General features: G+C 52.7%; 11 protein-coding genes. 10 read left to right on the plus strand and 1 reads right to left on the minus strand.

Annotated features, from left to right (window positions below):
• Positions 1-11: 11 nt before the first annotated feature.
• From murC to G8770_RS06000, 10 genes are all read left to right on the plus strand, one after another.
• Positions 12-1,478, plus strand: coding sequence for a UDP-N-acetylmuramate--L-alanine ligase (murC, locus tag G8770_RS05955; protein ID WP_167183647.1), 1,467 nt, complete (start codon positions 12-14; stop codon positions 1,476-1,478).
• Positions 1,479-1,547: 69 nt separating this feature from the next.
• Positions 1,548-2,465 (plus strand): D-alanine--D-alanine ligase, encoded by a 918-nt coding sequence (locus G8770_RS05960; protein WP_167183189.1) that lies wholly within the window; start codon positions 1,548-1,550, stop codon positions 2,463-2,465.
• 72 nt (positions 2,466-2,537) lie between these two features.
• Complete coding sequence (locus G8770_RS05965) at positions 2,538-3,332, plus strand: cell division protein FtsQ/DivIB (protein ID WP_167183192.1); 795 nt, start codon at positions 2,538-2,540, stop codon at positions 3,330-3,332.
• A gap of 114 nt (positions 3,333-3,446) precedes the next feature.
• Positions 3,447-4,685, plus strand: coding sequence for a cell division protein FtsA (gene ftsA / locus G8770_RS05970; protein WP_167183195.1), 1,239 nt, complete (start codon positions 3,447-3,449; stop codon positions 4,683-4,685).
• Positions 4,686-4,865: 180 nt separating this feature from the next.
• Positions 4,866-6,032 (plus strand): cell division protein FtsZ, encoded by a 1,167-nt coding sequence (ftsZ, locus tag G8770_RS05975; protein ID WP_167183198.1) that lies wholly within the window; start codon positions 4,866-4,868, stop codon positions 6,030-6,032.
• A 643-nt stretch (positions 6,033-6,675) separates the two neighbouring features.
• The gene (gene lpxC, locus G8770_RS05980) at positions 6,676-7,587 is read left to right on the plus strand and encodes a UDP-3-O-acyl-N-acetylglucosamine deacetylase (protein ID WP_167183201.1); all 912 of its coding nucleotides are present in this window, start codon (positions 6,676-6,678) and stop codon (positions 7,585-7,587) included.
• Between the two features lie 602 nt (positions 7,588-8,189).
• The gene (locus tag G8770_RS05985) at positions 8,190-9,122 is read left to right on the plus strand and encodes a peptidoglycan DD-metalloendopeptidase family protein (protein WP_167183204.1); all 933 of its coding nucleotides are present in this window, start codon (positions 8,190-8,192) and stop codon (positions 9,120-9,122) included.
• 166 nt (positions 9,123-9,288) lie between these two features.
• Positions 9,289-12,027, plus strand: coding sequence for a preprotein translocase subunit SecA (gene secA, locus G8770_RS05990; protein ID WP_167183207.1), 2,739 nt, complete (start codon positions 9,289-9,291; stop codon positions 12,025-12,027).
• A gap of 105 nt (positions 12,028-12,132) precedes the next feature.
• Positions 12,133-13,353, plus strand: coding sequence for a bifunctional glutamate N-acetyltransferase/amino-acid acetyltransferase ArgJ (gene argJ, locus G8770_RS05995; RefSeq protein ID WP_167183210.1), 1,221 nt, complete (start codon positions 12,133-12,135; stop codon positions 13,351-13,353).
• 141 nt (positions 13,354-13,494) lie between these two features.
• On the plus strand, positions 13,495-14,472 hold the full coding sequence (locus G8770_RS06000; protein WP_167183213.1) for a Nudix family hydrolase: 978 nt from the start codon (positions 13,495-13,497) through the stop codon (positions 14,470-14,472).
• Between the two features lie 8 nt (positions 14,473-14,480).
• Here the strand turns inward: G8770_RS06000 and yacG are convergent, their stop codons facing one another.
• Positions 14,481-14,675, minus strand: coding sequence for a DNA gyrase inhibitor YacG (yacG, locus tag G8770_RS06005; protein WP_167183215.1), 195 nt, complete (start codon positions 14,673-14,675; stop codon positions 14,481-14,483).
• Positions 14,676-14,923 lie beyond the last annotated feature (248 nt).

Genomic DNA, 14,923 nt, shown 5'->3' on the forward strand with positions numbered 1-14,923 from the left:
AAAAAACCGGTATGTATAAGCCGTCAGGATCCAATAGAAAGTCGGGTATTCACCAGAGCGTGATCGAAGTCCCTGAAATGCGCCGCATCAAGCGCATTCACTTTATTGGCATTGGTGGGGCAGGCATGAGCGGTATTGCCGAAGTGCTACTCAACCAGGGTTATGAAGTATCGGGCTCGGATTTGCGTGAATCCAGTGTGACTCAGCGCCTGGTGGATAAGGGCGCGGTTATCTACATCGGTCACAGTGAAGAGAATATCAAAGAGGCTGACGTGGTGGTGAACTCCTCCGCAGTGGATGAGCATAACCCGGAAATGATCGGTGCACGGGAGTTGCGTATTCCCATCGTGCGTCGGGCGGAGATGTTGGGTGAGTTGATGCGCTATCGGCATGGCATCGCTATAGCCGGGACTCACGGCAAGACCACAACCACCAGTTTAATGGCATCGGTTTTGGCGGCCGGGGATCGGGATCCCACTTTTGTGATTGGCGGTCTGCTGAACAGCGCCGGAGCTAATGCAAAGCTGGGCGCCAGTCGTTATCTGGTTGCCGAGGCGGATGAGAGTGACGCGTCATTTTTACATCTGCAACCGATGGTGTCTGTGATCACCAATATTGATGCTGATCATATGGATACCTACGACGGCGATTTCTCCAAGGTTAAAAAGACCTTCGTGGAGTTTTTGCACAACCTGCCGTTTTATGGCTTGGCGGTGGTCTGTGGTGATGATCCCGTCGTGCAGGAAATTATTCCTGACATTTCGCGACCGGTCATTACTTATGGCTTTGATGAAGGCAATGATTTTCGGGCGGTGAATGTTGTGCAGACCACCATTTGCACCAGCTTTACGGCAACGCGTCCGGAAGGTCTCCCGGATCTGGATATCACGGTCAATATGCCAGGCCGGCATAATGTCCTGAATGCGTTGGCCTGTGTGGCCGTGGCGACCGATGAAGGCATGGACGATAAAGCCATCCAGCAAGGGTTGGAAAACTTTCAGGGTGTAGGTCGTCGCTTTCAGGTCTATGGCGAATATCAAGTGGGTACAGAAGCCAGCGATGCCACCGCGATGCTGGTGGACGATTATGGTCACCATCCACGGGAAGTGGCAGCCACTGTGGCGGCCATTCGCGAGGGTTGGCCGGAGCGTCGATTGCTGATGGTTTATCAGCCACACCGTTACACCCGGACACGGGATTTGTATGAAGATTTTGTGGATATATTGACTCAGGTTGATGCCTTGGTGCTGTTGGAGGTCTACAGCGCTGGAGAAGATCCCATACCCGGTGCGGACAGTCGTCACTTGTGTCGCACTATTCGCGGGCGTGGGCAAATAGAACCTATTTTTGTTGAAGGCATCGATGGCGTGCCAGAGGTATTGGCCGACATCGTTCAGCCCGGTGATATTGTCTTAACCCAGGGGGCGGGTAACGTGGGCATGCTGGCCATTGAGTTGGCAAAGCGGGAATTAAAGTAGGGATTAAAGCAGACATTGGTGTATCGCTTTAACAAAAGCGGTAACGGATAGACGAGAGAACGTGCGGGTATGTCAAAGTTAAGTTCACAACAATTTGGTCGGGTCGCGGTGTTGTATGGTGGCCAGTCTGCCGAGCGCGCTGTGTCTTTGAACAGTGGCAAGGCCGTTTACGACGCCTTGCTTCGTCAAGGCGTAGACGCTTTTTTAATTGATGTCGATGACACCATCGTAGAGCGTTTACTGAATGAGACGATAGACCGCGTCTTTATTGCGTTGCACGGTCCCGGTGGCGAAGATGGCCGTATGCAGGCCTTGCTGGAGTTTTTAGGGCTGCCTTACACGGGCAGTGGCGTTCAGGCGTCAGCATTGGCTATGGATAAATGGCGCACCAAGCAAATATTCACAGCTTCGAATATTGCGACTCCGGACTACCGGGCACTATCTGAGGCGAATCTGGATGAGGTGGTGGCCGAAATCGGCGCGGATTTGATGGTCAAGCCGTCTCACGAGGGTTCGAGTATCGGTATGTCAAAAGTTTCCTCTCGGGCAGAGCTGGACGGTGCGTATCAGGCGGCGGCTCAATTTGACAGCAGTGTATTCGCTGAGCAGGTCATTGTCGGAGCGGAGTACACTGTGGCGGTCTTGAATGGCGAGGCATTGCCGGCTATACGCCTTGAAACGGACCATCAGTTTTACGATTACGATGCCAAGTACATTGCCAATGACACGCGCTACCTGTGTCCCTGTGGGCTGTCTGATGAAGATGAAGCACGATTGAAAAAATTATCCGTGGACGCTTTTGAGTCCTTGGGTTGCAGTGGTTGGGGTCGAGTAGATTTTATGGCTGATAAGGATGGCCAGTTTTATACCCTGGAAGTCAACACCGTCCCGGGCATGACGGATCACAGTCTTGTACCAATGGCGGCAAAGGCTCACGGCTTATCCTTTGATGACCTGGTAATGACCATTTTGATGCAGACCTTGTAAAACACATTGTGCACAGCAAGCATTGTGAGCGTCTTGAAGTTAATAGTGTGATTGAAGAGTTGAGCTGACCCTATGAGTCGACGTGATGGAACACCAAGAGCTGTACGCGGTGCAAGCCGTTCAGGGCGTGTCGAGTCGAAAAAATATGGGCAGCTGATCCTCAATTGGTTGGCGAATGGAGCGTTGTTGTCGGTTGTTGTTGTGGCTTGTTATGGCGGCGGAACCTGGTTGTTGAAACAATTGGATCGGCCGGTGACCAGTGTGAAAATTAACGGAGAATTTACCCGTATTTCACAAAAGACAGTGGCTGAAAGTGTGTATGACTCCCTGGGCGATAGCTTCATGAAGCTGGATCTGGACCAGATTCAAAAAAATCTGGAAGGCGAGGCATGGATCGACCGGGTCAGGGTGGCCCGACGGTGGCCTGATCAGCTGGAAGTCACGATCATTGAGCACAAGCCGATTGCCCGGTGGGGGAAGAGTGGGGTGCTGAATCATCGTGGTGAGGTGATCAGACTTGGAGATGACCCAGAGGCGAAGCAGTTGTTGTTAGGGTTGCCGGTATTGGGCGGCGTTGATGGCATGGAACAAGAAATGATGGCCCGCTATCAGACCTTGAATAAAATGCTGCTTGAGCACAATTTGTCGTTAAAAGAATTGAACTGTGATGCCACGGGCAGCTGGGCCATGACCCTCAGTGACAATGTTGTGATCCAAGTGGGGCGGGATCAGGTGCTTGAGAAAATGGATCGTTTTTTGACAGTGTTTGATGCGCAGTTGCAGCAACGCTGGGCGGAATTAAATCAAGTGGATCTGCGATATTTCAATGGGGTGGCAGTGGCTTGGCGCAAGCCTGATAAAGCCTAAGTGGTAGGCCAGCAAAGCAAAAGCGCTAGAGCAAGAAAGCATTAGGGTGTGTTGAAAAATGAGCAGTCAGCAAAACATGGATAAGGCAGTTAAGCCGCAAAGTGAGGTTGTGTAATGGCATCGGCAAATGAAAGTCGAATGGTTGTTGGCTTGGATATAGGCACTTCCAAAGTAGTTGCCATTGTGGGGGAGTTGTCGACAGACGGTGAGTTGGAAATTGTCGGTATTGGGTCTCACCGATCTTCCGGTTTGAAGAAGGGTGTGGTGGTCAATATTGAATCAACGGTTCAATCAATACAGCGCGCGGTGGAAGAGGCTGAATTGATGGCCGGTTGCCAGATTCACTCAGTGTATGCAGGGATTGCCGGCAACCACATTCGCAGCTTGAACTCTCACGGTATCGTCGCCATTAAGGATCGCGAAGTGTTCAGCCAGGATCTCGATCGGGTGATTGATGCAGCGCAGGCAGTTGCCATACCGGCGGATCAAAAGATTCTTCACATATTGCCTCAGGAATACCTGATTGATGATCAGGAGGGGGTGAAGGAGCCGTTGGGAATGTCTGGCGTGCGCCTGGAAGCGAAAGTCCATTTGGTGACCTGTGCGGTAAATGCCGCGCAAAATATCGAAAAATGCATACGCCGCTGCGGACTCGAAGTGGAAGATATCATTCTGGAGCAGTTGGCCTCCAGTTATGCGGTGCTGACGGAAGATGAAAAAGAACTGGGCGTTTGCATGGTGGACATTGGTGGTGGCACGACGGACATCGCCATTTTTACAGAAGGTTCGATTCGGCACACCGGGGTGATTCCTATTGCGGGTGATCAGGTGACCAATGACATTGCCATGGCGTTGCGGACACCCACACCTCACGCCGAAGAAATTAAAATTAAGTACGCCTGTGCATTGGCAAAACTGACTGGCCCGGATGAAACCATCAAGGTGCCCAGTGTCGGGGATCGCGAGCCCAGGGATCTTTCTCGTCAAGCACTGGCTGAGGTCGTGGAGCCGCGCTATGACGAACTGTTTACTTTGGTTCAGGCCGAGCTGCGCAGGAGTGGCTATGAGGATCTGGTTGCCGCTGGCATTGTGCTCACCGGTGGCACATCGAAAATGGAAGGCGTCATTGAGTTGGCTGAAGAGATTTTTCATATGCCTGTTCGGCTCGGGGCTCCGCAAAATATCAGAGGGTTGGGCGATATTGTTGACAACCCGATTTATTCCACGGGTGTGGGATTGTTGCAGTATGCCAAACGGCAACAAAATGAAGGCCGGGTATCACAGTTTTCTACCAAGGTTGAGCACAATACCTGGTGGGACAAGGTCAAGACCTGGTTTCAGGGAAATTTTTAGATGGCAATGGTTGAACGACTAATTAAGTTAAGCGCATGTGGCAAAGGTGTGTTTTCAAAAGGTAGTTAGCGTCAAACAGTCCATAGAAAGAAAAACCAGTAACAAATGTTGTTATTAAGTGCTTTAAAAAGTTAGTGAATCACTTTATCAAGTTTTCGTCAGGGAAAAAGGGGAAAAACCATGTTTGAACTAGTAGATAACGTTCCTTCAAATGCAGTAATCAAAGTCATTGGAGTCGGCGGCGGCGGTGGTAACGCAGTCAAACACATGATCGACAATCTGGTGGATGGGGTAGAATTTGTGTGTGCCAACACGGACGCACAGGCCTTGAAAGATGTTGAAGCCCGTACGGTGCTGCAGTTGGGTAACGAAATAACCAAAGGCCTGGGAGCCGGGGCTAACCCGGAAGTCGGTCGTCAAGCCGCCATGGAAGATCGCGAGCGTATTGCTGAAGTGCTGCGTGGTGCCGATATGGTCTTTATTACCGCAGGCATGGGCGGCGGTACCGGTACTGGTGGTGCCCCGGTTGTTGCCGAGGTGGCTAAAGAAATGGGAATTTTGACGGTTGCTGTCGTGACCAAGCCATTCCCGTTTGAAGGTAAGAAGCGTCTGGCCATCGCCGATGCGGGTATCAGAGAGCTGCAGGAACGAGTGGATTCTTTAATCACCATTCCTAACGAAAAGTTACTCGCAGTACTGGGCAAAAGCACCACTTTGCTGGATGCGTTCAAAGCGGCAAATGATGTGCTGCTGGGCGCCGTGCAGGGGATTGCGGATTTGATTATGCGCCCGGGTATGATCAACGTTGACTTTGCCGACGTGCGCACGGTGATGTCGGAAATGGGCATGGCCATGATGGGTACCGGTTTCGCCAAAGGTGAAAATCGCGCTCGTGAAGCGGCGGAAGCGGCTATCCGCAGCCCGTTGCTTGAGGACATTAACCTGCAAGGTGCGCGTGGTATTTTGGTGAACATTACTGCCGGGCTGGATCTGTCTCTGGGTGAGTTTTCCGAAGTGGGTGATACTGTAGAAGAGTTCGCTTCTGACGGCGCGACTGTGGTTGTGGGTACTGTGATTGATCCGGAGATGAAAGACGAGTTGCGTGTTACGGTTGTGGCAACGGGCTTGGGGTCACCGGTCAGTCAGGTAAAGAAAGAGCAGGCTAAGGTGGTTGTGGATAACACGCGGCGTGCAGGCGGTCAGCCAGATTATTCTGCGCTGGATAAGCCTACGGTTATGCGTAATCAGCCGGCGTCACAACACGGTTCTGCTGTACAAAAGCCGGTTGCGGACAAGGATATGGAATATTTGGATATTCCCGCCTTTTTGCGTCGTCAGGCGGACTAAAAGCGGTTGCCGTGAAGCTGAGTCTAATCCGCCGTCGATGTATAGTCGCTTTACCGGGGTGCGCAGCACCTGACTGACGCTGGGTGCTCTTTAGCTTGTGCGGCTGATGTACGCGGTGGTTTTTGTTGGCTGAATTCAGGGTGGAGTGAATTCAAGCTCAGCATCGTTGGTAGGTATAATGTCGTTCGGCGCCTTAAGTTGCTTAGCTGGTGTCGAGGAGAAATGTTGCCAGAGTTCTGATAAGCCGCTGAGCTGGCTTATTTAGAATGTGGCTGTTGTACATGGTATTGCATCTGTGAATGTTGTTATGGCATGCGCCTTAAGAGTGAATTGCGTGTTTTTAGCGACCAGAGACAGCAAGATCAAAGCCATGTTTTAGACTCGTAACGCGGTGGATTAACACGCATCAGCTTCTCTGATCGTGTCCGTTCAGCCGCGATACAGGTTCAGCAGTCATAGTAGTGCCTAAGACTTTTAACGACCAAGCAATGCCCAGGGCTATAAGCCATATGGCTTGCCTTCGGGTGAACAGTGATCCCCTCACGGGCATGGAGGCTCAATTGCGCGTTAGTTGTTGGTCTATAGGGATTAACTTTGGTAATATTGTCCGATTAACTGCTCCAGATTGGTGAAAGACACTTCGATGATTAGACAGCGTACGCTAAAAAATGCTATTCGTGCCACAGGTGTGGGCTTACATACCGGTGAGAAAATCTATTTAACGCTGCTGCCAGCGCCGATAGATACCGGGATTGTATTTCGACGCGTGGATTTAGACCCAGTGGTTGAAATTCAGGCTAAAGCTGAGAATGTCGGCGATACCACCTTGTCTACAACTCTGGTAAAAGGCGATGTGCGTGTTTCGACGGTAGAGCATTTGCTGTCAGCGATGGCCGGCATGGGTATTGATAACGCCATTGTTGAAGTCAGTGCGCCGGAAGTGCCGATTATGGACGGCAGCGCAGGTCCGTTTGTGTTTTTGATCCAGTCAGCGGGTATTGAGGAGCAGGCTGCGGCCAAGAAGTTTATCCGCATCAAGCGCCCGGTTGTGGTGGAAGATGGCGACAAAGTGGCCAGTTTCCTGCCTTTTGACGGTTTTAAGGTGTCTTTTTCAATCGATTTTGATCACCCTGTGTTCAAAGGGCGCACTTTGGATGCCTCGGTGGATTTTTCCAGCACGTCTTTTGTGAAAGAAGTCAGTCGTGCCCGCACCTTTGGCTTTATGCACGAAATTGAGTATTTACGTTCAAAAGGGTTGGCCAAAGGTGGCAGTGTGGATAACGCCATCGTCGTGGATGAGTACCGCATTCTCAACGAAGACGGCCTGCGTTATGAAGATGAATTTGTAAAGCACAAGATTCTGGACGCGATTGGCGACCTGTACCTGTTGGGCAACAGCCTGATCGGTGAGTTTAAGGCGCATAAGTCTGGCCATGCCCTGAACAACAAGTCTCTGCGTCAGTTGATCGCCCAGGAAGATGCTTGGGAAGTTGTGACCTTCGAAGACGAATCGACCGCGCCTATCTCTTACGTTAAGCCGGTACTGGCCGTCTGACCGGCGCCCTTGCCGTTTGAAGCGCCCTTGTATTTAGAGCTTCTTGCTCTCAAAAGAAGGGCCTTTAGTTGTTCTGTTTTTAAAGAGTCTTTGGCCGTCTGGCCGAGGACTTTTTACCCCGCTTAAAGCCCGCATCCTAGAGTGAACTCCCTCCGCCAGCACTGATTGGTGCTGCTGCTCAGCTTCAATTAGTGTTGGTAATTCATTGATTTATATGCCATATTGGCCATTAACTTGCCTTGCAATTGGCCATTTTTGTGCTATTAGTTTGCAATTCAGTTGTTGTGTAAACGCTTAGTAATAAGGATTTATCTGCCAAGACTCTCGCTCATTGTGAGCCTTTGGGTCTTTTTTCATCTTTGATGATGGAATGTTGGTGGAATTTCATTGCTGGCTATACATTTTTGGGCTTTTGATCTCGATGTCATACAAACGTCTTAGGGGATCGGGCTGTTGGGGGAATGGAAACCACCGCATAACATCATTCGTACGCTGTTTATAAATTCGTGTGTTGTTTATAAATAAAAGCAAGATGAGCATACTTACGCCAGGAAGGGCTTTGGTGTGTTCGAGTTGAATTGACCGTGTGGGATTCTTAAGCAGTGAAAGTCATTGTTGTCAGTAAACATCATGGTAGGACCCGAAGTTTCACCTTGGGAGGGTGGACTCGCACCCTTTTGTCTGTCTGTTTATTGGGAATTCCCGTTGGCTTAGGTGTCTGGGTTAGCCAGGAGCTGAACCGCCAGGATAGCTCTGACCTGTTTACGGGTGACACCGCCCAGGCCTGGAATGAGGCTCTTGCCGCTCAGCGTGCCGAGGTGGAAAAAAACAAGCGGCACGCGGAAGAACAGCTGGCCGCTCTGGCTTTGCGTATGGCTGAATTACAGGCCCGACTACTGCGCCTGGATGCGGTGGGTGAACGGGTCACGACCGTTGCCAAATTGGATAAAGGCGAGTTTGATTTCAGCATGCCGCCGGCCCTGGGTGGTCCGGAAACAGTGGAGTTGGGGGATGCGTATCAGCCCCCGGAATTTCTCCAGGTCATGGATCAGCTAACGGATCAGATTGAAAATCGTGAACAGCAGCTGGACACTCTGGAAGCGTTGTTGGCGAAGCGTAAAATACAGCGAGATGTCTTCCTGGCCGGCCGGCCGATCAAAAAGGGCTGGATGTCGTCTCGTTTTGGTCGTCGGACAGACCCTTTCAAAGGCCATGTGGCCTGGCATAACGGCGTCGATTTTGCCGGCAAGCTGGGCTCAGAGGTCGTTGCCGTGGCTGCGGGCGTGGTGACCTGGTCGGGTGAGCGCAGCGGCTACGGTGATATGGTTGAGGTCAATCACGGTAATGGTTATTCCACCCGTTATGCCCACAACAGCAATAATCTCGCGAAAGTCGGTGATGTGATTAAAAAAGGCCAGGTGATCGCCCTGATGGGGTCGAGTGGTCGCTCCACCGGGCCGCACGTCCACTTTGAAGTCTATAAAAACGGCCGAGCCGTAGATCCGGCGGCCTATATCCACCGTACCAACCGCTAAAACCTATCTTTTACTTGCTTCTGCAAGCCCCTTTCGGTTTACTTGTGCCCTTTGCGCGCCCTGAGCGCCCGTGGCATCTAAATCTGCGCAACTGGCTGTTTGGACAGTAGTTTAAAAACAGTGAAACCAGGCGTTTAGAAAAACAGCATCAAATTCGGTATTACTCATGATTGGTAAATTGGTCAAATCCGTGTTCGGGTCTAAAAACGATCGCGAACTCAAGCGTATGGGAAAACTCGTCAAGCGCATCAATGAGCTTGAGCCAGAGCTGGAAGCTCTCTCTGACAATCAACTCAGGTTGAAATCTGCAGAGTTTAAAGAGCGCGTGCAAAAAGGAGAGACCCTGGACAGCATCCTGCCGGAAGCGTTTGCGGCCGCCCGCGAGGCCAGCCGTCGGGCTCTGGGGATGCGCCATTTTGATGTCCAGTTAATCGGCGGCATTACGCTGCACGAAGGCCGAATTGCGGAGATGCGGACCGGTGAGGGTAAAACCCTGATGTCGACGCTGGCCGCTTACCTGAACGCCTTGTCGGGCAAGGGTGTCCACGTGGTCACCGTGAACGATTATCTGGCCAGTCGTGATGCCGAGTGGATGCGTCCTTTGTATGAGGCCCTGGGTCTGAAAGTGGGTGTGATTCAATCCATGCAGCCCCCGCAGGCAAAATACGATGCTTATCAGGCGGATATTACCTACGGCACCAACAATGAATTTGGTTTTGACTACCTGCGGGACAACATGGCGTTGCGCCTGGATGACAAGATGCAGCGCCCGCTGAATTTTGCCATTGTGGATGAAGTGGATTCGATTCTGATTGATGAGGCTCGAACGCCGCTGGTGATTTCTGGCGCGGCGGAAAACAGCTCGCTTATGTATCAGCAGATGAATGTGATGATTCCACGGCTGACCAAGCAGCTCAGCGACGGCGAGGAGATCACTCAGCCCGGCGATTACAGCCTGGATGAAAAGAGCCGTACGGTGGAGTTGACCGAGGCGGGTCACCAGCGGGTAGAGGATATGCTGATTGAAGCTGGCTTGTTGCAGCCCGAGGACAGCTTGTATTCAGCCCTGAACCTGAACCTATTGCACCATGTGCACGCGGCCCTGAAAGCTCACACACTGTTCCAGCGGGATGTGGATTACATTTTGCAGGACAATCAGGTGGTGCTGATCGATGAGCACACCGGTCGTACCATGGCGGGGCGCCGTCTGTCAGAGGGCCTGCACCAGGCGCTGGAAGCCAAAGAAGGTGTGTCGATTCAGAATGAGAGTCAGACGCTGGCTTCAACCACCTTCCAGAATTATTTCCGGCTGTTCCCCAAGTTGTCTGGTATGACCGGAACCGCCGACACGGAAGCCTTCGAGTTCCATTCTATTTACGGTCTGGATGTGGTGGTGATCCCGACCAACAAGCCCATTTCTCGCGTGGATTTAAACGATCTGGTGTTCTTGTCGGTTGAGGAGAAATTTGAGGCCATCAGCCAGGCGGTTAAAGAGCTGCAAGAAAAAAATACGCCGGTGCTGGTGGGGACTGCCTCGGTGGAAGCGTCTGAAGAAATGTCTCGCCGCTTGACCACGGCCGGGATTAAGCATCAGGTACTGAATGCCAAGTTTCACGAAAAAGAGGCGATGATCATTGCCCAGGCAGGACGTCCGGGGGCAGTGACCATTGCCACCAACATGGCGGGTCGGGGTACCGACATTGTGTTGGGGGGTAGCTTCGAGGCGGAGCTCGCCGATATGGACAGCCCCACCGAAGAACAGATTGCCGCAGCCCGAGAAGACTGGCAAAAGCGTCACGATCAGGTGATCGAGGCGGGTGGTCTGCACATCATTGGTACCGAGCGTCACGAGTCGCGCCGCATTGATAACCAGCTGCGTGGCCGCGCCGGTCGTCAGGGTGATCCGGGCATGTCTCGTTTTTACCTGTCGATGGAAGATAACCTGATGCGCATCTTTGCCTCAGATCGTGTCCGCGGTTTTATGCAGGCTCTGGGGATGGAAAATGGCGAAGCGATTGAACACCGCATGGTGACCAACGCCATTGAAAAGGCACAGCGCAAAGTGGAAGGCCGCAACTTTGATATTCGTAAACAGTTGCTGGAATACGATGATGTGGCCAATGACCAGCGTCAGGTGGTTTATCAGCAGCGCAACGAACTGCTGGAGTCCGAAAACATCACCGAAGCGATCACGGCTATTCGCCGGGATGTGGTGTACGACACCGTCAGTGGTTTTATACCGCCACAAAGTCTGGAAGAACAGTGGGATGTGCCGGGCTTAGAGCATCACCTCGAAGCCGAATTTGGTCTGCGTTTACCGGTCGGTGAGTGGCTCAAGGAAGATAAAAAGCTTCACGAAGAAAACCTGCGCGAAAAGATTTTGGAAGAAGTTCAGGGCGCCTACGATGCGAAATGTGGACACTTTGGCCCGGTAATGAGCGAGGTCGAACGGCAAATCATGCTCAACGTTCTCGATATGCTTTGGAAAGAGCATCTGGCCAATATGGATCATTTGCGTCAGGGCATCGGGTTGCGGGCGTTTGCCCAGAAAAACCCCAAGCAGGAATATAAGCGTGAATCGTTCGAGCTGTTCCAGCAAATGCTGGATAGCCTGAAGAATGAAGTGATTCGGATGTTGGCTCGGGTTGAGCCGGTGTCTGAAGAAGAAATGGCACAAATGGAAGCTCAACGCCGGCAGGCGATGGAGCTTGAGAAGCAGCGCATGCAGCTTGAGCACGCTGAAGTCTCGGCTTTAGGCAATCCGTCCCCTGAATCTGGCGGCGACGAGTCGGCGCAAGGTGAGGCAAAACCGTTTGTCCGTGAGAGTGCCAAGGTTGGCCGCAATGACCCTTGTCCGTGTGGTTCGGGCAAGAAATTCAAGCAATGTCATGGCCGCCTGGCCTGACAGCGGCAACCTCAGTTTTAATGGCAGTTTGAACAGAAAGTTTTAACGGCAGTTTTAACACCAGTTTTAACAACAAGCTTTAACGACAGCTAACGAGAAGACAATATGGCAGTGGGACATTACCCCTTTCCTCAGATGGCTCCTGTTCCCGGTGTGCGGTGGGGTGTGGCCAGTGCCGGAATCAAGAAAGAAGGTCGTAAAGACCTGGTTGTGATGGCGTTGGCAGAAAACAGCCGGGTTGCCGGGGTGTTCACCCAGAATATTTTCTGTGCGGCTCCGGTGGTGGTGGCAAAAGACCATATGGCCCAGGGCAATATTCGTTTCCTGCTGATTAATTCGGGCAACGCCAATGCGTGTACAGGCGATGAAGGGCTGGCCGATGCGCGTCTGTCCTGCAATAAGCTGGCTGAACATGCGGGTGTAAAGGGCAATCAGGTGTTGCCTTTCTCCACCGGTGTCATCGGTGAGCGTATGCCCATGGCCCGCCTGTTGGCCGCTTTGCCACAGGCTGTCGAAAGCCTCAGCGAAAACGGTTGGGCAGATGCGGCTGAAGGCATCATGACCACGGATACCCGTGCCAAGGGCGCTGCGGTTCAGTTTGAGTTTGAGGGTGAAACCATTGTCGTCAATGGTATTGCCAAAGGCTCCGGGATGATCAAGCCGAACATGGCGACAATGCTGGGGTACATTGCCACCAATGCCAACATCAGTCAGCCATTGCTGGACTTGCTGGCCAAAAAGGCGGCGGATCAGTCGTTTAACCGAATTTCGGTGGACGGTGATACCTCCACCAATGATGCCTGCATGCTGATCGCAACCGGCCAGACGACCTTGCCGGAAGTGAACAGCACCCAGGGTGAGCTGTTCGCTAAACTCTACAACGCCATTGTTTCAGTTCACATTCAGCTGGCTCAGAGCATCGTCAGTGACGGTGAGGGGGCTACCAAGTTTGTCACCGTGCAGGTCGAGGGCGCGCAAGACAAGCCTGAAGCGTTGAAGGTGGCGTATTCGGTTGCCCAGTCACCGCTGGTGAAAACGGCCTTATTTGCTTCTGACCCTAACTGGGGGCGCATCGTGGCGGCCATTGGCTATTCCGGTGTAGAAGGTATGGTGGCAGAAACCATTAATGTGTGGCTGGATAATGTCCTGATTGTGGAAAAGGGCTGCCGTGCGGCTTCCTACAGTGAAGAGCAGGGGCAGGCGGTGATGGATCGCGATGAGATCATGATCCGGGTTGATCTAGGCCGTGGCAAATCGAAAGAACGAGTCTGGACCACGGACCTGTCTCACGAGTACGTGACCATTAATGCCGAATACCGAAGCTAACAACTGTCGAAGTTGACCACCGCTGACGCTGGGGGACAGTGTTCTTCCAGCCGCAGTTTGTGGTTCAGTGTTTCAGTTGCAGCCCCAGTTTCATTTTCAGATCATGGCATCACGCCAACTTTCATCACGCCAACTTTCATTATGACAAAAGTCGTACACGTGGCCGCGGGTGTTATCCACAACACCCGCGGTCAAATCCTCATCGCCAAACGAGCCGACGATGCCCATCAGGGTGGCCTTTGGGAGTTTCCCGGTGGCAAACTGGAGGCGGGTGAAGCGGCAGAAAGTGCGCTGATCCGTGAGCTGCAAGAAGAGCTTGGCATCACCGCAACCCATTTATCGCCGCTTATTCAGATCCGGCACGACTACCCGGATAAATCGGTGCTGCTGGATGTCTGGACGGTGACGGCGTTTACCGGCGAGGCCCACGGTCGCGAGGGCCAGCCCGTGAAATGGGTGTCGCCCTCGACGCTTTCTGATTACCAATTCCCTGCGGCCAACACGCCGATTGTCACTGCGGCCCAATTGCCCCGGCGTTTGTTGATTACCGATGCTGAGGTTTCGGTAGAGCTTTGCTTGCAAAAGGTGACTGAGGCTCTGCACCTGGGAATCCAGCTGGTGCAATTGCGCCAGAAAGATTGGCGTGTCGAGCAGTGGGCTGCGGCCGTTCCCAGAATGGCTAAGCTCTGCCGCGAGGCGGGTGCCCGTCTGATGTTAAATTCCCCGCCTGACCTTGCACTGGAAACGCTGGAAAGCGGTCTGGCCTCACTGGCCGACGGTCTGCATTTGACCTCTCGGCAACTCGGGGCCGCAGCGGCTTCAGGGCGTGTCACCGACAAGCACGTCGGCTGGCTGAGCGCAGCTTGTCATACTGATGGGGAATTGCGCCTGGCGGAGCAAGTCGGCGTCGATTTCGTCACTCTGTCCCCGGTGCTGGCAACAGGCACACACCCTGAGCAGGCCCCCATGGGGTGGGAGCAGTTTGAGGCGTTGGTGAAAAACACCAAAATACCGGTCTATGCTTTGGGCGGCATGAACGACGGCGATTTGCCGGAGAGCGTGAGCCGCGGCGGCCAGGGGATCGCTGCGATCAGCGCCTGGTGGCCGTCACAGAACTGAGCCAAAACCTACAGGTCAGGATCTTCCAGATCTTTCGAGAGGATATCGTCGTAGATCGAGCTGCCTTTAATCTTGTGCTGCTCATCCGCCCACTCGCCCAAATCAATCAGCTTGCAGCGCTCAGAGCAGAACGGCCGGAACGGGTATTCCTCGGTATATTCGATTTCTTTTTTACAGGTGGGGCAGTTTAATTTCGTAACCATAAGACACGCGTTTGCAGAAAAGTTGTTATAAAGGAAAGACAGTATACCGCTCTTCGTTGCGGTGTTCATATGAGGGGTTTAGAAGTTGCCATCCTAGCAATGACGAGGTTTATACTGACTCGCTACTCGCCCAAGGTGAATGGCGAAGCCAGAGAGGGCACCCTGGGGTGACTCGCTACTCGCTACTCGCTACTCGCTACTCGCTACTCGCTACTCGCCCAAGGTGAATGGCGCAGCCAGAGAGGGCA

Origin of the sequence: Pseudomaricurvus hydrocarbonicus, assembly GCF_011602365.1 — a bacterium.
In the GTDB taxonomy this organism is placed as follows: domain Bacteria; phylum Pseudomonadota; class Gammaproteobacteria; order Pseudomonadales; family Cellvibrionaceae; genus Pseudomaricurvus; species Pseudomaricurvus hydrocarbonicus.